Source organism: Streptomyces sp. OfavH-34-F (assembly GCF_022347745.1).
Classification (GTDB): domain Bacteria; phylum Actinomycetota; class Actinomycetes; order Streptomycetales; family Streptomycetaceae; genus Streptomyces.
Map to the genome: position 1 here is coordinate 1 of NZ_JAKRGC010000114.1, position 18968 is coordinate 18968.

Consider the following 18968-nt stretch of genomic DNA (forward strand, 5'->3'; position numbering starts at 1 on the left):
CTCGGGCGCCGGCTCGGGGGACGCGGGCTCCACGACCGGCTCCGGGGCGGGGACCTCGGCGGCGGGTTCCGGGGCCTCGGCCTCCGCGACCGGTTCGGGTTCCGGCTCGGGCTCCGCGACCGGCTCGGCCTTCGCGACCGGTTCGGCCACCGGCTCGGGCTCCGTGACCGGCTCCGGTGCCGCCTCGGTCTTCGCGGCCGGTTCCGCAGGCTCCGGCTTCGGCTTCGGCTCCGGCTCCGCCTTCGCCTGGGCCGGGACCGTGGGCGGGGCCGGGTTGTCGAAGGCGGCTGCGACCAGGTCGGCCGCCGCCCGTTCACTGTCGTCCGACGACGCGGGGGCCGGGACCGAGATCCGGACGGGTGTCTCCGCCTCCGCCTCCGCCGCCGGCCCGTCCACCGTCACCGACTCCGGCTCTGCGGGCCGGGAACGCTCGCCCTGCGGCGGGACCGTGGCCGTGGTCTGCTCGTCCTGTTCCGTGCGGTCACGGCCGAACACCTTGCGCAGCAAGCTCCGAATGCCCATGGGCGAGCCTTTCGCATGAGTTGGTTGCGATGAATGTCCGTACTGCGGGAATTGATCCCTGGCCAGGGCGGATACGTAAGGTTAGCGGCCGGATCAGGACTCCCTGCGGCACGGCCCGCACGGCGGGACGGCCGTGCCGTCGGCCGGGCCCCGGCCGGGGACGGGGCAAGCGTACGGGTGTTGACGGAACGCGCACGTCACCTGCGTGGCGGGCGCGCGGAGTTGACGCGGGGGCGGGCCGGCCGCCCGCACCGCATACAGTCGGACGCATGGTTTCCGGTGAGGCTCCGCAGACGGAGGGCAGCGTCCGGGTCGATGTCTGGATCTGGTCGGTCCGGCTCACGAAGACCCGTGCGCAGGCCGCTGCCGCCTGCCGGGCGGGTCATGTGAAGGTCGCGGGCGAACGGGCGAAGCCCGCGCAGTCGGTGCGCGTCGGTGACGAGGTGCGGCTGCGGCACGCGGGCCGGGACCGGATCGTCGTCGTGTCCAGGCTGGTGAAGAAGCGGGTGGGCCCGCCGGTGGCGGCCGAGTGCTTCATCGACAACAGCCCGCCCCCGCCGCCCCGCGAGGCGGCCGTCCAGATCCCGGTACGCGACCGGGGCGCGGGCCGTCCGACGAAACGCGACCGCCGCGAGATGGAGCGCCTGCGCGGAACGGGCCGCCCGGGCCCCGCGGACTAGCCCGGCACGCCCCGCCGCCCCGTCACGCCGTTCGCCGCCGCCGGTACCTCGCGGCCGTCGCGCACACCGCTGCCGCCACGCCGACGCCGAGGACGATCCACACCGTGGTGCGCAGGGAGGCGGTCAGCGCGTCGTAGACCGCCGCCGCCGCGGCCTTGTCGCTCGCCGGGACCTCGTTCAGGACGCGGTTGCGGGCCAGCGCCAGCAGCCCGCGCAGCAGCAGCGCGCCCAGGGCGAAGCCGGCGCCCGTGACGGCCACGGCGCACAGGCCGCGGGAGGGCCCGCCGCGCACCCAGGCCGTCGCGACGACGAGCAGCGCGAGGACGAGCGTGCCGACGGCGGGCCAGACGCTCGCCGCGCGCAGCCACTGGAAGGTCTGCCGCAACTGGTCCGCGCGGTCGGCGGAGACCAGCTGGATGTCCGTGTGCTGGACGGGGATGTGGTCGGCGAACGGCACCCCGTTGTCCACCAGGTTCTTCTTCACCTTCTCGGTGACGGGCGCCAGGTCGATGGTGACGCTCTCGCCGCTGCTGCCGTCCAGCGCTGCGGTGACCGTCTCGTGGGCCGTGCGGTTGGCGGCGGTCCAGGCGGCCTGGAAGGCGTCGGTGGTGGTGAAGGAGCGCACGGCCTGGTGCAGGAAATCGCGGACGGTGGACTGGAGCGGCCCGACGTCCACCTGCTTCATGGCGTTGTCGGTGATCAGATCGGCGACGGTGTCCCGCACGTCGGAGTCGCCGGCGAGCGGGGCGACGGCGGCCACGTACCGGTCGGTGTCGTCGATCTCCAGGTCGACCCACGCGGACAGCGCGCCGAGCGGCACCAGGACGGCCAGCAGCACCAGCAGTACCGCCGACAGGGCCACCGAGTAGTACGTCCGCACCCCTCCAGGGAATCCCGGATGGCGGCGCCGCGCCCCGGGCCCTGGGCCATCCGAGTTGCCGGACGGGCCGTCCAGGTGTGCTCTGGAGGGACAGCGGGGGGCGACGGAAGGAGCTCTCTGCCATGGCCTCACACGCTTCGGCGCAGACGCGCGGACGGCACGCGTCCCCCCGGACCCGTCCCGGTACGACCCGGCACCGTCCCGTCATGAGCTGGGCCGTTCCGGCCACCCTCGGGCTGATCCTGGGCTGCTACGCGACCGCCATCGTGCGCGGCGGCGGGGTGCTCACCGGGACCAGGCTGGCCCTCGGACTGGTCTCCGGCGCCGTGCTCGCCGTGCTCTGCTTCGGGCTCGGCCGGATTCAGAACCGGCTGCCGCGCGAACTGCGGGCGGCGGCGTACGGGGTGCTGGCCGGCGGCTCGATCGGCTTCCTGTACAGCCTGTCCGGTGCGAGCATCCTGGCCGCGTCGGCACTCGGGGTGTTCGTCGGGCTCGGCGGACTGCTCGCCGCGTACTACTACTTCTACACACGGGAGTGACCTCCCCCGGCCGTACGCGCCCCGCGCGCTCGTCGTCGATCCTTGACCTTCTCCACGGGGGAAGGCCAAGGATCGAGTGTGCCGGGGCGGGAAGTCCGCCCGGCTGGGGGAGGCGTGCGGTGACGACGGACGACGGGCGGGGCCTCGGTGCGGCACTGGTGACGATCGGGGCGTTCGCCCGGCTGTCCCGGCTGTCCGCCAAGGCACTGCGCCGCTACGACGAGCTGGGCCTGCTGCCGCCGGCCGTGGTCGATCCGGTGAACGGCTACCGGTACTACGACCCGGCGCAGGTGCGGACGGCCCGGCTGGTGGCCTGGCTGCGCCGGATCGGGATGCCGCTCGCCCGGATCAGGGAGGTGATCGCGCTGGAACCCGGCGCGGCCGCCGCGGCGATCCGGGCGTACTGGGCGCGCGTCGAGGCGGAGACGGCGGCCCGCCGTGACCTCGCGGCCTTCCTCATCGACCAACTGTCGACGGAGGACGTCATGACATCGGTGGGCACACTCGGAATCCGCTACGCGGCCCGCACCGACACGGGTGCGGTGCGGCCGGTCAACCAGGACGCGGCCTACGCCGACGCCCGACTGCTCGCGGTCGCCGACGGGTTCGGCGCGGGCGGTGCGGGGGCGAGCGCGGCGGCGATCGAGGCGCTGAAGCCGGTAGCGCCGGGGGCGGTACCGGCGGCGGAGCTGCTGAACGTCCTGCACGACGCGGCGGAGCGGGCGGCGCTCGCGGTGCGGGAGGCGGTCGCGGGCAGCGGCGCCGGCGGGGCGCCGGAGGAGTCCGGGACGACCCTGACCGCGATGGTGTGGACGGGCTCGCGGCTGGGTCTGGTGCACATCGGGGACTCGCGGGCGTACCTGCTGCGCGGGGGCGAGCTGTTCCGGATCACGCACGACCACAGCCTGGTCCAGTCGATGATCGACGACGGCTCGCTGACCGAGGAGGAGGCGTTCTCGCACCCGCAGCGGGCGATGCTCCTGAAGGTGCTGTCCGGGGACGGCCCGTACGGCTCGGGGCCCGATGTGGACGTGCGGGACGCGCGGCCCGGCGACCGCTACCTGCTCTGCTCGGACGGGCTGTCGGCGGTCGTGGACGGCGGGGAGCTGGCGCGGGTGCTGGCCGGGGCGGACGGCCCCGGCACCGCCGTGCGCGGGCTGATCGAGCTGGCGCGGGCGGCGGGCGCGCCGGACAACGTGGCCTGCGCCGTGGCGGACGTCGTGGAGCTGTGAGGACGCGGGTGGGGCCCCGCACCACGCGTGGTGCGGGGCCCCACCCCGTAAGCCGTTCGTCAGTTGCGGACGACTGTCACCGGGCACGAGGCGTGCTGGGTGACGTGGAGGCTGACCGAGCCGAGCAGGGTCGCCTTGAAGCCGCTGTAGCCGCGGGCGCCGACGACGAGCAGGTTCGCGCCCTTCGACCGGTCGAGCAGGGCCTGCGCGGGGTTGCCGATCACGACGACCTTGCTGACGGCGGCGGCGCCCTCCGCGCCCAGCGCCTCCTCCAGCGTTTCGGTGAGCGAGACGGTGGCCATGGCCTGCGGGTCGAAGTCCTCGGGCAGGCCCGGCATCATCGAGGCCCAGCTGGTGGCGGGGTACTCCCAGCTGTTGACGGCCTCCACCGTGTCACCGGTCAGCTCCGCCTGGCGCACGGCCCAGTGCAGTGCCTTGACCGACGACTCGGAGCCGTCGACACCCACGACGATCCTGCCCATCTCTGCCTCCAGCTGCGGTTGTGCTCGGTTGGTGCTCGTGTGACGCCTTCCCGTACGACTTTAGTCAAAACGGGCCAAACGGCGATTCGCGTGGGCCGGTCAGGCCGGGCGGAGCGCGGCGAGCTGCTGCTCGAAGGGGACGACCTCGTCGTCCAGGCCGGGGGCCCGGGTCGCCCCGGAGACCGCGCGGCCGCCGGTGACGGCCACGGCCAGCTCCCCGCCCGCGCGCCGGATGCGGGACGGCAGCCCGTCGGCGTACGCGTCACCGGCCGCGCCCCAGTCCTCGGAGGCCGCGTACACCGAGGTCGGCAGCGTGACGGCGCGCAGATAGGCGAAGAGCGGGCGCATGGCGTGCTCCAGGACCAGCGAGTGCCGGGGGGTGCCGCCGGTCGCGGCGATCAGGACCGGCTTGCCGGTCAGCGCGGTGTTCTCGACCAGGTCGAAGAAGGACTTGAACAGTCCGCTGTACGAGGCGGTGAAGACCGGCGTGACCGCGATCAGGCCGTCCGCCTCCGTCACCGCGGACAGCGCGTCCTCCAGGGCCGGCGGGGGGAAGCCGGAGACCAGGTGGCCGGCGATGTCCGCCGCCAGGTCGCGCAGCTCGATCACCCGGACGTCCACCGGGCGGTCCTGCTCGGCCTCCAGCCGCTCCCGGGTGGCGGCGGCCAGCCGGTCGGTCAGCAGCCGGGTCGAGGAGGGGGTGCTGAGGCCGGCCGAGACGGCGACGATCCTCAGGGGTTCGGTGGCGAACACGGTCAGCTCTCCTTCGTGAGGGTGGCGGCGTAGGCGGGGTGCGGCGGCGCGGTCTCGGGAACCCCGGCCGGTCGCAGGGCGGCGAACTCCTTGCGCAGCACCGGGACGACCTCCTCGCCGAGGAGGTCCAGCTGCTCCAGCACGGTCTTCAGCGGCAGGCCCGCGTGGTCCATCAGGAACAGCTGGCGCTGGTAGTCGCCCACGACGTCCCGGAACGTCAGCGTCCGCTCGATGACCTCCTGCGGGGAGCCCACGGTCAGCGGGGTCTGCCGGGTGAAGTCCTCCATCGACGGCCCGTGCCCGTAGACCGGCGCGTTGTCGAAGTACGGGCGGAACTCGCGGACCGCGTCCTGGGAGTTCTTCCGCATGAACACCTGGCCGCCCAGGCCCACGATCGCCTGCTCGGCGGTGCCGTGGCCGTAGTGCGCGTACCGCTGCCGGTACAGGCCGACCATCTTCCTGGTGTGCTCCATGGGCCAGAAGATGTTGTTGTGGAAGAAGCCGTCGCCGTAGTACGCGGCCTGTTCGGCGATCTCCGGGGAGCGGATGGAGCCGTGCCAGACGAACGGCGGCACGCCGTCCAGCGGGCGCGGGGTCGCGGTGAACGACTGGAGCGGCGTACGGAACGTGCCCTCCCAGTCGACCACGTCCTCCCGCCACAGCTTGTGCAGCAGGGCGTAGTTCTCGATCGCGAGCGGGATGCCCTGGCGGATGTCCTTGCCGAACCACGGGTAGACCGGGCCGGTGTTGCCGCGCCCCATCATCAGGTCCACCCGGCCGTCCGCGAGGTGCTGGAGGGTGGCGTAGTCCTCGGCGATCTTCACCGGGTCGTTGGTGGTGATCAGCGTGGTCGAGGTGGACAGGAGGATGCGCTCCGTCCGCGCCGCGATGTAGCCGAGCGTGGTCGTCGGTGACGAGGGGACGAACGGCGGATTGTGGTGCTCACCGGTCGCGAAGACGTCGAGCCCGACCTCCTCGGCCTTGCGCGCGATGGCGACGGTGGCCTTGATCCGCTCGTGCTCGCTCGGCGTCGTACCCGTGGTGGGGTCGGTGGTGACGTCCCCGACGGTGAAGATCCCGAACTGCATGGCGTCCGCCTCCTGCTCGGTGTTGTTGAACGTTGAACTATGTGGACACACCCTACAACGGACCGCCCTCCCCGCCTATTCCGCCGCAGCCCGGACCCCCGTGCCCGGCGCCCGCGTACCCTGGACGGGCGGCGGCCGCAGGGGCTCCCGCCGAACGGAGGGACCATGAGCGGCACCGGCACGACGGGCGGCCGGACCGACCGCCCCGGGGCCCCGCCCGCCGCCGGCGGCACCGAGCGCTGGAAGGAGCGCGGCGTCGCCCTGCGCGTAGGGGTCTACGTGTTCGCCACGCACCTGTTCGCCGGGTTCATCTGGGTTCTCTTCTACGTGGGTGAGCACGCGAAGAAGTAGTGCTCCCGCGCAGCAGCTCGGCCAGGCCCCGCCGGGTCGCCGCGATGATCACGCGGTCCGTGGGGCGCAGCACGTACCCCGGGTGGAGGTTCCACACCAGCGCGCCCTGCTCCGCCGGGCCGGTGGCGGCGGCGTGCGGCGGGGCGACGTCCAGCGCGAGCACCCGCCACGCACCCGAACGGAACGCCTGTTCCACCGTACGGCCCTCCAGCTGGGGATGCCCGGCGACCTCGATCGCGGCGAACAGGAGCACCTTCCGCTCGACCGGGATCGCCCCCAGGATCTGCCGCCCCATCATGGCGGCGGCGAACGACGGACCGGCCAGATGGGACACCGAGCGGGAGCGCGTAATGGCCTGCGGGTGGGCCGTGCGCAGGGTGCGGTAGACGGCCGTGGCGAACTCGTCGTCGTACAGCCGCACCGTCACCCGCAGGTTCGGCTTCAGCGAGCGGGCGTAGAGCGCCGCCTCCAGGTTCGTCGTGTCCGCGCTGGTCAGCGCGAGCAGCCCGCGTGACCGCCCGATCTTGGCCGCCTCCAGCACCCCCTCGTCCGTGACGTCACCGAGGACCACCGGCACGTGCAGCCGCCGCGCCACCGGGATGCCGCGCGCCTCCGGGTCCTCCTCCACGCACACCACCGGCACGCCCAGCTCCCGCAGGTGCACCAGGACCCGGGTGCCGATCTTGCCGAGGCCGAGCAGCACCACGTGCCCGGACAGGCCGCGCGGCGGGCGCCGCAGCGAGGAGACGGTGCGCAGCGAGCCGAATGCCTCGAGCACCCCGGCCACCAGCAGCGGCAGCAGCATCAGGCCCGCGATGCCGGACAGGATCTGGATGAGCTGGCGGGCGGTGGGCTCGCCGATGGCCGGGTCGCCCATGGCGAACAGGTCGAGCAGGGTGAGGTAGGCGGCGTGCAGGGCGTGGTCGCCCGTGGTCAGGGACGAGGCCACCGCGAGCCCGAGCACCGCCAGCCCGACGCCCAGCGCCGACCAGCGCAGCCGGCGCGAGAAGAACTGGCTAAGCGGGGCGCTGCGACCGCTCATCCGGGGCTTGGGGGCGGCCGGTCCCGACTGGGTGACGGTCTCCAGGACGACCGCGCCGCGCCCGGTCGCGGCGGCGATCTCCGCCGGGCCCGGCAGCAGTTGGGGGCCCTCGGCGCCGCTGCTGTCGGAGCCCTCCGTGCCGGCCGGGTCGTGCGTGGTGGAGGAGAGCAGGGCCAGCGTGCACAGGCCGGGGTCGGCGACCTGGCCGCCGCGCGGCGGGGTGCGCTCGGCGGCCCGCAGGAACAGCCCCTCGGCCCGGATCACCCGCGTCGGCCCGGCGAGCGCGGTGGCCGCGAGGGAGGGGGCGGCGGTGTCCGCGTCGGACAGGACCGTGGTGGAGGTGTCCAGGGCGGCAGGGTCGAGCCCGGGCGACGCCACGGCGGCGGCCTGGTCGAGCAGCGCCTCCAGATGCTGCCCGAGCTTGCGGTTGTAGAGCCGGATGACCAGCCGGACGCGCGAGTTGAGCCTGCGGGCGGTCAGCGCGGCCCGTATGTTGCGCTCGTCGTCGTCGTACACGAGCGCCACCGCGGACGCCCGCGCGATGCCCGCCTCCTCCAGCGACTCGTCGGACGGCTCGGCCGCCTGGAGGATGCGCACGGGATCGACGCCCGCGTTGGTGTCCCCGTCCGAACCGTGCGGCAGCCCGCCGCCGTTGCGGTTCATCGCGGACGCCATCCGGCCGAACAGCGCGGCGGCCCGGCCGCGTCCGTTCAGCGGGGCGTCCGGCCGGGACGCCGTGCCCGGCTCCGGCGGCACGACCAGGGTGACCCGCTCCCCGTAGACGTACCGCAGCTCCACGGCGAGCCGCTGGGCGAGCGCGTCGTCACCGCAGACCACCATGTGGCCGGAGAGCGGGGAGGGTTGGGGGTGCTGGGGGAATGAGGAAGACACATGGCCCAGCATGCCTTGTCCCCTTCCGGTGATCGGCGGTCAGCGCTCGTCCTGGTGCCTCGCCAGCAGATGGCGCGGGTCGGCGGCGCGCCCGATCGCCGTCTCGACGGCCGCGATGCGGTCCGCGAGCAGCCCGAGCGCGGCCACCGCGCGGGTCATCGGATCGCCCTCGGGGCCGCCCAGCGCCTGGGTGCGGACGTAGGAGGCGCAGAGCGCGGCCCACCGGTCCGCCTGGGCGGGGGTGAGCGTGCCGCGCAGGGCGGCCAGCTTCAGCAGGGCCGCCTCGGCGCCGCTGGTGAGGGTCTGCGCCTCGCCCGCGTAGTGGTCGGTCACGACGTCGGACAGCTCGGCGTCGTTCATCACGGGCACGATCCGCTCCGCGATCCGATTCATGTTGCGGTAGGACCCCTGGAGCCGGAACGGCGGCTCGGTGCGGGTCGCGTCGGTCTGCGCGGCCGACGCGATGTACGCGGCGTTGACCGCGAGCACCGTGTCCCTGGCCCGCAGCAGATGCCGCAGCACGGCGGTGATCCGGTCCACCTCGGCGGGCGGGTAGGGGTGTTCGAGCTGTTCCGGGCGGGCCGCGGGGTCGTGCGCGGCGAGCCGCAGCAGCAGCGCCAGGTCGTCGCGGGAGCGGCCGGCGAGCGGGGCGAGGACCGGGTTGGCGGTGAGCGCGTTCTCCACGAAGCTCAGCGCGAAGACGTCCTCGCGGCCGGACAGCACCTCGCCCAGGTTCCACACGTCGGCCCGGTTGGCGAGCATGTCGGGCACCTGGAACCGCTCGCCGGACTCGGTGTACGGATTGCCCGCCATGCACACCGCGAACCGCTTGCCGCGCAGGTCGTAGGTGCGCGGCTCGCCGTCGCGCACCCCTTCGATGCGGCGGGTGGCGTCGCAGAGCGGGATGAACTTCTGCAGCAGTTCCGGCGAGGTGTGCTGGATGTCGTCCAGGTAGAGCAGCGTGTTGTTGCCCGCCTCCAGCGCGAAGTTGATCTTCTCGACCTCCTGGCGGGCGGTGGCGCTGCCCGCCTGCGCCGGGTCCAGCGAGGTCACGTCGTGGCCCAGGTTCGGCCCGCTGACCTTGACCAGGACGAGCCCCAGCCGGTCGGCCACGTACTCCATGAGCGTGGTCTTGCCGTAGCCGGGCGGCGAGACGAGCAGGAGCAGGCCCTGCGAGTCGGTGCGGCGGTCGGCGTCGGCGGTGCCGAGCTGCTTGGCGAGGCTGTCCCCGATCAGCGGCAGGTACACCTCGTCCAGCAGCCGGTTGCGGACGAACGCGGACATCACCCGGGGGCGGTGGTCGTCCAGGCGCAGCCGGGCCCGCTCGGCGGCGACCAGCGCGGTGCGGCGGCGCTGGTAGGCGCGGAACCCGGGCACCGCCGAGTCCCGGAACTCCTGCGTCCGGGCGAGGAGTTCGTCGATCCGTACGGTGAGCCGGCCGCGGTCGATGCGCGGGTGGACGCCCAGCAGCCCGTCGACGGTCTCGGTGAGCGGCGCGTCGGCCTCGTACCGGTCGAGCACGTCCGGCGGGCACAGCTCCACCGCCACGGCCTCCGCGAGGTCCCCCGGGTCGAGGTCGGTGCCGCTCGCGCTCGCGTACGAGGTGAGCCAGCCCTCCACGAGCTGGCGGCGGGCGGGCAGGTCGTCCGCGAGGGCGGCGAGATCCTCCTCGTACCCGGAACCGCTCGCGGCGTGCCGGAACTTGTCCAGGAACGCGCGGACGCCGGCGGCCGTCGCGAAGCCCTCGGGCCCCCCGGTCAGCTCCTCGAAGAGGTACGCGGCGACGGGCCCGGTCCGCTCGCCGGGGATCGCCCGCGCCCACTCCTCCTGGAGCGCGGCGACCGCCGGGGCGAGCCCGAAGGTGTCGCGGGCGCGGGCCAGGGAACGCGCGCGCCGGGTCCAGGACGCGCGCAGCCCCCCGTCCGTGCCGTGAGCCCAGAACAGCTGGGCGGCGGCCCGGACCTCCGGCGGGAAGCGGAGCAGCCCGGCGCCCGCGTGCAGCCGCAGCAGGGCGGTCAGGATCGCCGTCGCGTCCTCGTCGTGGACGCCGCGCTGATGGCCCTCGTCGTACGCGGCCGCCGCCGACTCGCGTACGAGCGCGGCGAGTTCGGTGGCGTCCAGGGCGGCGAGCCGGTCGGCGCCGTGCTCGTCGAGCAGCCGGGCGGCCAGGTGCTCGCCCCGGTAGACCTGCGGGGACTCGGAGGGCAGCGTCCGGTCCCAGTAGGGGCGGGTCGCGGCGAACTCCGGGTCGGTGACCGGCATCCGGTAGTCGGTGCCGGTCACCGCGAAGGACAGCCCGTCGTCCTGCGGCACGAGCGTCAGCTCGAACGGCTGGGTGTTCACCGCGAACCGGTGCCGGCCCAGCCGGATGACCGCCCCGCCGTCCGCGTACAGCTCGCTGCGGTCGCGCAGGGCCCGGCCCGCCTCCTGGCGGGCGGCCAGCAGCTGCCCGTCCAGCTCCTCCGCCCGCACACTGTCGCCGAGCGCGCGCAGCTCGCCGGCGGTGCGGCGGATCTTGGCGACCATCGGGTCGGAGGCGAAGTAGGTGTGGACGGCGTCCGCGTCGGGAAGGGCGGCGCTGCGGCGGGCGACCGTCTCCAGGACGCGGGCGGCGGAGTCCGCGAGGCGTTCGGTGCGGCGCGCGAGGTCGTCCTGGAGGCTCTGGCGGCGCGCCGAGAACGCCTCGTACACCTCCGTGCGGCGCTCGCCCAGCTCCGCCAGGAAGTCGTCGAACTCCGCGAACCGGGCCTCCAGGTTCTCCAGCTGGAGCAGCAGCCTGGCCAGGTGCTCGTCGCAGGACTCCGGGGTGTCGGCGGCGGCCAGCGCGGCCGTCACGGCCTGCCCGAGCAGCGCGGACTCGGCGGCGAACTCGGCCCGGCCCTCGCGGTCGGCCAGCTCGCGGCGCCGGGCCTCCAGTGTGGCCCGGGCCCGGTTGACCGCGCCGAGCACCTCCGCGATCCGCTCCAGGATCGACGTACGGACCACGCCGTCGCCGATGTCCAGGCCGGCCACCACGTCGGTGACCGTGCTCAGCCCGTCCGTCATGCCGGCCAGCCGGTCCCCCAGCGCGGCGGCGTCCGTGACGGAGGCGAGTGCGGCGGCCTCCCCGGTGAGGCGGGCGATGTCCTCGTGGTAGCCGGCGAACGCGTCGTCCCGGGCCAGGAAGGCGACCGCGCGGCGGCCCGCCGCCTCGATGTCCTCGGCGGTGGCGGCGGTCAGTTCCGCGATGCGCGCGGTGTCCGCGTACCGCATCTCCGCGAGCGTGGCCAGGTGGCCGTGCGCGCCGCGCAGTTCGGTGAGCCGGTCCACCCACTCGGCGGCGGTGGCGGGCGCCTCGCCCCGGACCCGGCGGACCAGGGCGGTGATGCGGTCGGCGGTCCCGGCGAGCGCGTCGGCGGCCTGCCGGGTCAGCTCCCGGACGGCCTCGAACTCCGCGACGACCTGGCGCGCGGTCTCCCGCAGCTCGCCCAGTGGTTCGGCCAGGCCGCCCAGTTCGGGGTCGTCCAGCCAGTGGTAGCGGTCGCCGGCCCGGACGCAGTCGGCGACCAGCCGGTCGTACACGGCGGCGGTGGGCGCCGTCTCGGACGCGGTGTGCGCCAGCGCCAGGCAGTCGGAGATGCCGCGCACCAGGTCGGCGTTGCCGACGCGGGCCAGCGGCCCCTCGTCCGCCGGGCGGGACGCGGCGTACGTGTCGGAGACGTACGGGGTCTCCCAGCGCTGCAGCGGGTGCACCCGGGCCGCGCCGCCCTCGCCGCCCTCCACCGGGTCGCGCAGCACCACCAGCGTGCCGTCGTCCAGCAGGGCGTGGCCCCGGCCCTGGAGCGGGGTCGCGACCTCCTGGCGGATCACGTTGTACGGCAGCAGCAGGCTCCGGCCGTCCTCGCGGGAGCGGAAGACGTAGAGCACGTCCTCGCCGTTCGGGGAGCGCACCGCCTCCTCGAAGACCGGGTCGGTGAGCGGCCGCGCGATGTCGAAGGTCCTGGCCTCGCCGGTGGTCAGGTAGAAGCCGCCGGGGAAGATGATCCCCTGGTCCTCCGGGAGCAGCCGGCAGGCCGGTCCGATGCCGTCCAGGCGGGTGACGGTGGACAGCAGCGCGTTGTAGACGAGGTGGCGCCAGATCTCCTCCTTGTACGGGCGCACCCGCAGCAGCACGAGCGGGCCCAGCTCGGCGTACTCCACCTCGGCGTCGGCCAGGGACTGGAGCGGTTCGGTGACCGGCTCCTCGTAGATCCCCTCCGGGGACTCCGTGTCGCCGGCCGTCTTCACGGTCAGGGTGCCGCCGAGCGTGTCGACGTACAGCTCCGCCGCGGTCGGGAGCGCGATGTGCGGGTGGCGGCCCGCGACGTGGCACTCGCGGCCGGCGGGCGTCCAGGAGAAGTCGTGCGACGGCGGGAAGACGTGGTCGCGCTCGCCTCGCGCGTCGAGGAACGCGCCGGGGGAGCCGTCCGCGTTCAGCGCCCAGCGCAGTACCCGGATGTCGTCGGCGGTCTCGCCGGTGCGGAAGACCGCGAGGAGCCGGCCCTCGGTCCGGCGCAGCCGCAGCAGCCGGGCGTCCCGGAAGTAGCGGTGCAGCCCGTCGAACTCGCGGACGAACGAGGCGTCCGTGAGCGGGGTGCCGGTGCCGGGCGTCAGGTCGGCCGCGTGGAGCGCGAGCACGTCGTCGACGGCCGGTTCGCCGCGGTGGCCGGGCCCCCGCTCGAAGCCGAACAGCAGCTCGCCGCCGAGCGCGACCAGATCGCGGGGGACGGCGGGGCGGGCGGTGTGCAGCTGCTCGCTGCCCAGCAGCCGCAGGCCCGTGGAGCCGAACGCCTCGGTGCGGCGGGCGTTGAGGGCGGTGGCCCTGCGGGCGAGTTCGGCGGCGTGGCCGCTCAGGCGGCGTCGCAGGACGTCGTAGTCCCCGGCGGCGGGAGGGGTCACGGTGTCCATGGGTGGCTCCTAGGGCGTGTGGTGTCCTGGGGCGGCCCGCCCGCCCCGCCCGGCGGTCGGGCACGGGCGGGAGCGGGGCGGGCGTGCGGGTGGTGGGGCGGTCAGGCCACCGGGGTGCCGTTGCGGGACGGCGCGGGCACCGCGTTCGCCAGGCTGTTCACCGGGACGTCCGCCAGGCCCAGCGACTTCGCGTGGTCCAGCAGCGCGCGGACCTGGTCCGCGCCGACGCCCGCGCCCGGCGCGGCCATCATCCGCATCAGCAGCGCGGACACCGTCAGGTTCTGCACATCGCCCGAGGACACCGACGACAGCACCCGCGTCAGGTCCTCCGTGAACGAGGACCCGCCGTCCAGCCACGGCCCGGCCAGCGCCTTCGCCGTGTCCGAGTTCGCGACGAAGCCGTCCAGGCTCTTGCCCATCGAGATGGAGGAGACCAGCCGGTCGAAGAAGACCGACTCGCCGCCGACGATGTCGATGTCCGCGTTCTCCAGGCCCGTGGCCAGGACCGTCGCCTGCGCCTCGGCGACCTGCCGCTGCACATCGAGGCCCGCGAGCCGGATCTCCTTCTCGGCGGCCAGCCGCAGCCGGTACTCCTCGTGGCCGCGCGACGCGTCGTCCAGGGCCGCCATCGCGGCCGCCTTCTCGGTGAGGCCCGCGGCCTCCGCCTTCAGCTTCTCGCCGATCATCGCGGCGTCGGCCGTCGCCTGCGCCTGGGTGCCCTCCGCGTCCGCGAGGGCCTTGAGCCGGGCGCCCTCCGCCTCGGCCCTGAGCCGTGCGGACGTGGCCTCCGCCTCGGCGAGCCCGGTCTTCTCGATCACCTCCGCGGCAGCGTCCCGCACCTGGACGTCCGCGAGGCCGGGCGCCGCCGACTCCGCCTGGATGCCCTCGGCCAGCCGCAGCTTCGCCTGCGCGTCCAGGTCGGCGGTCTTCAGCCGGGCCTCGGCGAGCGTCAGCTGCTCCGCCGCCCGGTGGGTGGCCGCCGCCTCGGCCGCCTCGGCCGCCTTGATGTCCTTGACCAGCCGCTCCTGCGCCTCCGCCTCGGCGGCGATGATGACCGACTTGCGGGTGCGCTCGGACTCCTCGACCGCCCGCAGCGTCTTGATGGACTCCTCCTGCTCGGCGACCGTGCGGTCCACCGCGACGCGCTCGCGGATGACGTCGGCGACCTCGCGGCGCTCCGCCTCGACCTCCTTCGTCGCGGCGATCCGGTTCAGCTCGGTCTCGCGCTCGCGCCCGATGACCTCCAGCAGCCGGTCCTTCTCGATGCGCTCGTTCTCCACCGCGATGACCCGCTCGCGGTTCTTCTGGGCGACGGCGATCTCCCGGGCCTGGTTCTCGCGCTGGATGCCGAGCTGCTCCTCGGTCCGGATGAACGCGGCCTGGGCGCCGAGGCGTTCCTCCTCCTGGACGCGGGCGGTCGCCGCCTCCTCGCGGGCGCGCAGCGTCTCGACCTCGCGGCGCTGCTTGATCTCGGCCTCGGACTGCCGGCGCTCCAGCTCCAGGATGGTCTCCCGCGCGTCCACGTCCTGGCGGGTGATCTCCTTCTGCTCGGTGCGCTGGAACTCGTTGGTGCGCACGTGCTCGATCGCGGTCAGCTCGGTGATCTTCCGGATGCCCTGCGCGTCCAGGATGTTGGCGCCGTCGAGCTGGGCCAGCGGGGTCTGCTCCAGGAAGTCGATCGCCGCGTCGTCGAGGTGGTAGCCGTTCAGGTCGGTGCCGATGACACGGATGATCCGGTCCCGGAACTCCTCGCGCTTGGTGTACAGGTCGACGAAGTCGAGCTGCTTGCCGACGGTCTTGAGCGCCTCGGAGAACTTCGCCGCGAAGAACTCCTGGATGGCGACCTTGTCGCTGGCGCGCTCGGTGCCGATGGCCTGGGCGACCTTGATGACGTCCTCGACGGTCTTGTTGACCCGCACGAAGAACGTGATGTGGATGTCGGCGCGGATGTTGTCCTGGCAGATCAGGCCCTCGCGCCCGGTGCGGCGGATCTCGATCGTCTTCACCGAGATGTCCATGGACTCGGCCTTGTGGAGCACCGGCAGGACGACGGCCCCGGTGAAGGTCACGTCGACCTTCTTGGTCTTGGAGATGATGAGCGCCTTGCCCTGCTCCACCTTGCGGAAGAGCCGGGTGACGATCAGCAGCACGGCTACGGCGATGAGCAGGACCACGGCGATGAGCAGGCCGAGGCCCAAGGAGATGGCTTCCATGACAGTCCTTGGCGGCTGGTGGTGCGGAAATGAGCGGTTTCGGGGGTGGGGTGGCGCGGTCGCGCCCGGCGTCCGGGCAGGCCGGACGGGCGCACCGGCCCGGTGAGGTGCGGGTGACGGCTCAGACGGCGGGGCCGGACGCGGTCCGGCCGTGCGGTGGGAGCGGGGAGGGTGGTGGCCCCGGGTCGAGCGCCCGGTCGTAGGCGGCGACCCAGAAGAACTCGCCGTCCTCGTCGTAGGCGTACAGCAGGCCCGAGCTGCCGGAGACCAGCTCCGCGTCGGCGGGCGGCAGTTGCCGCACCTGGACGACGGCGGTGGACCCGTCGGCGGCGGCGACCTCGGCCTGGCCGAAGTCGTGGCCGACCGAGCCGGTACGGATCGTGCAGACTCGGCCGACGAAGTCCTGGCGCGACGGCGGGGGCTGGTCCGGGAAGAAGCGGCGGAAACGGTGGACGAGCAGCCGCACCACGCCCCAGGCGAGCAGCAGCGCCCCCGCGAGCACCGCGCAGGCCAGCACGGCGCGCACGGTGCCGGTGGCGCCCGAGCGGTGCACCAGCACCGAACCCGACAGGGCGGCGAACCAGCCGACGGCGACCATCAGCGAGACCGAGACGGTGACCGGGACGCCGCCGACACCCGCGAGATCGGTGTCGAGGTCCGTGTCGAAGGAATGGTGGTCGGCCGCGCCGACCAGGACGAGCAGCCAGAAGGCGATGACGACGACCAGCGCCGCGGCGAAGAGTACGGCCGGGAAGGACAGCGTCGCGTCCAGGAATTCCCGCATCGGTTTTCCACCCCCTGGTGGTCCCGCCGACGGGTGCCGCCGGCGTCCTGCGCGCGGACCGGACGGCGCCCCGGCGCCGCGGCGTCACCCTCGACGACACCGCGGCGGCCCAGGGCCTTCCCCCGATCCCCCGTGCACCCCCGTGATCCCCCCGTGTTCCCCCGTGGTCCCCCCGGTCGGTGCTGACGGGATCGTGTCATCCTGGGCGGCCCGGACGCATTGCCGGAACGCGGCAACGTTCGCTGCCGCAGGATGCCGGGCACCGGCACCGCCGACAGCGCACCGGGCAGGGGGCGGAAAAGATGAGGAACGGGGAGGTACAGGTGGCGGAACCGGAGATTCCCAACAGCTTTCTGGCGGGGTACGCGGAGATATTGGCGCAGGCGGCCGCTTCCGGAAGGCGGCTGACCCGCGAGGAGCTGGACGGCCGCCGCGACCTGGGCCGGCAGGCGGCGGAGGCCGGGCACCAGCTCCGTGCCCTGGTCCGCATGCACCTCGCCGAGACCCGCGCCGCCTGGCCGGCCCTCGCCCCCGGAGCCACCCCGGCCGCCGCGGCGGCCACCGCCGAGAGCGTGCTGGCCGCCGCCGAGCAGGCGGTCGACGCCTTCGCGGACGGGTTCGAGCGCGCCCAGCGCCTCACCGTGCGCCGCGAGGAGGCCGCCCGGCGGGAGTTCATCGACGACCTGCTCTACGGCCGCAGCGACCTGGGCCGGCTCGCCGAACGCGCCACCCGCTTCGGCCTGCGCCTGGCCCGCGCCCACGCCGTCGCGGTGGCCTCCGGCCCGGAGGCGTACACCGAGACGGAGGCCGTGCCTCGGCAGGTGGAGTCGGCGATGCTGGCCCGGTTCAGCGGGCGCAAGATCCTGCTCACCACGAAGGACGGCCGGATGGTGTGCATCGCGCCCGGCGGCCAGCCCGACGTCCTGCGCTACTTCGCGAAGCAGGCGCACGCCGCGACGGACGGCGGCCGGGTGGCGATCGGGCGCCCCCACCGCGGCCCCGGCGGGGTGGTCCAGTCGTACGACGAGGCGCTGGACGCCCTGGACCTGGCGGACCGGATGGACCTGGAGGACCCGGTGCTGTACGCCGCCGATCTGCTGGTCTACCCGGTGCTCACGCGGGACCGGCAGGCCATGGCCGATCTCGTGCGCAGCGAGCTGGGCCCGCTGCAGAAGGCCCGGGGCGGCGCCGAACCGCTGCTGCGGACGCTCTCGGTGTACTTCGACGCGGGCTGTGTCGCCGCCGAGACGGCCCGCCGGCTCTCGCTGAGCGTGCGCGCCCTCACCTACCGGCTGGAACGCATCCACCAGCTGACCGGCTCGGACCCCTCCGACCCCATGCACCGCTACACCCTGCAGACCGCGGTGATCGGTGCCCGGCTGATGGACTGGCCCGCCAAGGACCTCTGAGCGGGGCGGTCAGCGCCCGGGGGGCCGAGCCGGGCCCTCGGTGAGCCGCACGAAGGGGATGGACCTGCCCACCCGCCGGTAGTCCGCCGCGCCGCCGTCCACCTCGAAGCCCATGTACGCGCAGAGTCGGCGGGCGACCCGGGGGTGGCGGGGCCCGTACCGCGCCATCAGCTCGCCGCCCTCGTCGGCGGTCAGCACCTGCGCGGTCACCGCGTGGAACTTGCGGCCGACCTGCACCGTGGCGTGCGGGGTCCGCTGCAGGTTGCGGAACCAGTCGGCGCGGGGGCCGAACCCGGACGCCACCGTCCAGCAGGGCCGGCCCTCGTGGGTGCCCGCCTCCACCACCTCGATGGCGGTGCGGCGCGGCAGGCCGGAGACGCGGCCGGTGTGCACGAGCAGCAGCAGCCGGCCCCTGAAGAGCGGCCCCAGCCCCATGCGGAACATATGGATGGGCAACCGGAAGGCGGCGCGCCGCCAGCCGGTCGGCGGGTCCGGGCGCCGGGGAGCGGGCGATGCCGCGGGTTCATGCGTCACTGTGCAAACGTTGCACAATCCAAAGGTCGTTGCCAGTGCGGGCCGCTGACGGTCCGGTACCGGTTGGGCGGCGGTTGCGTATCGGATCGGGGCCGGTTCGAGCAAGCCGGCCGGGCGCGGTAGAAAGAGGCATGGCCGCGCACGGACAAGGACCCGATGACCCGCCGTCGACCACCCCGGACCGGGACGACGTCGACGCGGTGACCCGCGCGGTCCTGACGGCGTCCAGGCTGCTGGTCGCGGTCTCCGCGCGGTCGCTGGCGGCGGTCGAGGACCGGGTGACGCTGCCCCAGTTCCGGCTCCTCGTGGTGCTCTCGACGCACGGCGACGCCAAGCTCGTCACGCTCGCCGAGCGGCTCGGCGTGAACCCCTCGACCGCGATGCGCATGCTGGACCGGCTGATCGCGGCGGGCCTGGCCGAGCGCCAGGTCAACCCGGCCAACCGCCGCGAGACGGTGCTCCGGCTGACGCCCGACGGCCACCGGCTGGTCGGGGAGGTGACGGCGGGCCGCCGCCGCGAGGTCGCCTCGATCGTCGAGCGCATCGCGCCCGAGCAGCGCGCCGCACTGATCGACGCGCTGCGGGCGTTCACCGACGCGGGCGGCGAGGCGGCGGCCCCGGCCGAGGGCGCGGACGCCTACC

Annotated in this window: 15 protein-coding genes and 1 pseudogene; 6 read left to right on the top strand and 10 right to left on the bottom strand. The window is 74.3% G+C overall.

Translation table 11 applies throughout. The annotated features are described in order from the left end of the window. Positions 1–522: pseudogene (locus MHW47_RS18140) on the bottom strand (hypothetical protein); the annotation flags it as partial. Positions 523–791: 269 nt separating this feature from the next. On the opposite strand from MHW47_RS18140, the gene MHW47_RS18145 reads away from it, so the two are divergent. After that, positions 792–1202 carry an RNA-binding S4 domain-containing protein gene (locus MHW47_RS18145; protein WP_239224564.1) on the top strand — a complete coding sequence of 137 codons (411 nt, stop codon included), beginning with the start codon at positions 792–794 and terminating at the stop codon, positions 1200–1202. Between the two features lie 22 nt (positions 1203–1224). Here the strand turns inward: MHW47_RS18145 and MHW47_RS18150 are convergent, their stop codons facing one another. Continuing rightward, positions 1225–2082, bottom strand: coding sequence for a hypothetical protein (locus MHW47_RS18150; protein WP_239224566.1), 858 nt, complete (start codon positions 2080–2082; stop codon positions 1225–1227). Positions 2083–2204: 122 nt separating this feature from the next. On the opposite strand from MHW47_RS18150, the gene MHW47_RS18155 reads away from it, so the two are divergent. Then, positions 2205–2621, top strand: coding sequence for a hypothetical protein (locus MHW47_RS18155; protein WP_374230107.1), 417 nt, complete (start codon positions 2205–2207; stop codon positions 2619–2621). Between the two features lie 119 nt (positions 2622–2740). Further along, entirely contained in the window at positions 2741–3853 is a 1113-nt protein-coding gene (locus MHW47_RS18160; protein ID WP_239224568.1) for a MerR family transcriptional regulator, read from the top strand. Between the two features lie 59 nt (positions 3854–3912). Here MHW47_RS18160 and MHW47_RS18165 read toward each other — a convergent pair whose 3' ends face one another. The 3 genes from MHW47_RS18165 to MHW47_RS18175 form a co-directional block, all read right to left on the bottom strand. Beyond that, a complete protein-coding gene (locus tag MHW47_RS18165; RefSeq protein WP_239224569.1) occupies positions 3913–4335 on the bottom strand; it encodes a universal stress protein in 423 nt (140 codons plus the stop codon). Positions 4336–4434: 99 nt separating this feature from the next. After that, on the bottom strand, positions 4435–5088 hold the full coding sequence (locus MHW47_RS18170) for an FMN reductase (RefSeq protein WP_239224570.1): 654 nt from the start codon (positions 5086–5088) through the stop codon (positions 4435–4437). A 2-nt stretch (positions 5089–5090) separates the two neighbouring features. Continuing rightward, complete coding sequence (locus MHW47_RS18175) at positions 5091–6176, bottom strand: LLM class flavin-dependent oxidoreductase (RefSeq protein WP_239224571.1); 1086 nt, start codon at positions 6174–6176, stop codon at positions 5091–5093. A gap of 165 nt (positions 6177–6341) precedes the next feature. On the opposite strand from MHW47_RS18175, the gene MHW47_RS36115 reads away from it, so the two are divergent. After that, a complete protein-coding gene (locus MHW47_RS36115; protein ID WP_239224572.1) occupies positions 6342–6527 on the top strand; it encodes a DUF6126 family protein in 186 nt (61 codons plus the stop codon). Here MHW47_RS36115 and MHW47_RS18185 read toward each other — a convergent pair. From MHW47_RS18185 to MHW47_RS18200, 4 genes are all read right to left on the bottom strand, one after another. Continuing rightward, positions 6484–8409 carry an NAD-binding protein gene (locus MHW47_RS18185; RefSeq protein WP_374230108.1) on the bottom strand — a complete coding sequence of 642 codons (1926 nt, stop codon included), beginning with the start codon at positions 8407–8409 and terminating at the stop codon, positions 6484–6486. The genes MHW47_RS36115 and MHW47_RS18185 overlap by 44 nt on opposite strands. A 90-nt stretch (positions 8410–8499) precedes the next feature. Next, positions 8500–13386, bottom strand: a complete 4887-nt coding sequence (locus MHW47_RS18190) for a DNA repair ATPase (protein ID WP_239224574.1) — start codon at positions 13384–13386, stop codon at positions 8500–8502. 101 nt (positions 13387–13487) lie between these two features. After that, the gene (locus tag MHW47_RS18195) at positions 13488–15599 is read right to left on the bottom strand and encodes a flotillin family protein (RefSeq protein WP_239224576.1); all 2112 of its coding nucleotides are present in this window, start codon (positions 15597–15599) and stop codon (positions 13488–13490) included. Positions 15600–15720: 121 nt separating this feature from the next. Further along, the gene (locus MHW47_RS18200) at positions 15721–16383 is read right to left on the bottom strand and encodes a hypothetical protein (protein ID WP_239224578.1); all 663 of its coding nucleotides are present in this window, start codon (positions 16381–16383) and stop codon (positions 15721–15723) included. Between the two features lie 323 nt (positions 16384–16706). Here MHW47_RS18200 and MHW47_RS18205 point away from each other — a divergent pair, with 323 nt between their 5' ends. Next, the gene (locus tag MHW47_RS18205; protein ID WP_239224580.1) at positions 16707–17792 is read left to right on the top strand and encodes a helix-turn-helix domain-containing protein; all 1086 of its coding nucleotides are present in this window, start codon (positions 16707–16709) and stop codon (positions 17790–17792) included. Positions 17793–17801: 9 nt separating this feature from the next. Here MHW47_RS18205 and MHW47_RS18210 read toward each other — a convergent pair whose 3' ends face one another. Then, positions 17802–18326, bottom strand: a complete 525-nt coding sequence (locus MHW47_RS18210; protein ID WP_239224582.1) for a nitroreductase family deazaflavin-dependent oxidoreductase — start codon at positions 18324–18326, stop codon at positions 17802–17804. A 131-nt stretch (positions 18327–18457) separates the two neighbouring features. Between MHW47_RS18210 and MHW47_RS18215 the strand changes: the two genes are divergently transcribed. After that, a partial coding sequence (locus MHW47_RS18215; RefSeq protein ID WP_239224584.1) for a MarR family winged helix-turn-helix transcriptional regulator occupies positions 18458–18968 on the top strand: 511 nt, incomplete at its 3' end.

Bases quoted from the DNA above. Each gene is read 5' to 3' on its own strand.
- MHW47_RS18200 (WP_239224578.1), bottom strand. From the start codon at position 16,383: ATGCGGGAATTCCTGGACGCGACGCTGTCCTTCCCGGCCGTACTCTTC.
- MHW47_RS18185 (WP_374230108.1), bottom strand. From the start codon at position 8,409: ATGGTGGTCTGCGGTGACGACGCGCTCGCCCAGCGGCTCGCCGTGGAG.
- MHW47_RS18195 (WP_239224576.1), bottom strand. From the start codon at position 15,599: ATGGAAGCCATCTCCTTGGGCCTCGGCCTGCTCATCGCCGTGGTCCTG.
- MHW47_RS18145 (WP_239224564.1), top strand. From the start codon at position 792: ATGGTTTCCGGTGAGGCTCCGCAGACGGAGGGCAGCGTCCGGGTCGAT.
- MHW47_RS18165 (WP_239224569.1), bottom strand. From the start codon at position 4,335: ATGGGCAGGATCGTCGTGGGTGTCGACGGCTCCGAGTCGTCGGTCAAG.
- MHW47_RS18175 (WP_239224571.1), bottom strand. From the start codon at position 6,176: ATGCAGTTCGGGATCTTCACCGTCGGGGACGTCACCACCGACCCCACC.
- MHW47_RS18190 (WP_239224574.1), bottom strand. From the start codon at position 13,386: ATGGACACCGTGACCCCTCCCGCCGCCGGGGACTACGACGTCCTGCGA.
- MHW47_RS18155 (WP_374230107.1), top strand. From the start codon at position 2,205: ATGGCCTCACACGCTTCGGCGCAGACGCGCGGACGGCACGCGTCCCCC.
- MHW47_RS36115 (WP_239224572.1), top strand. From the start codon at position 6,342: ATGAGCGGCACCGGCACGACGGGCGGCCGGACCGACCGCCCCGGGGCC.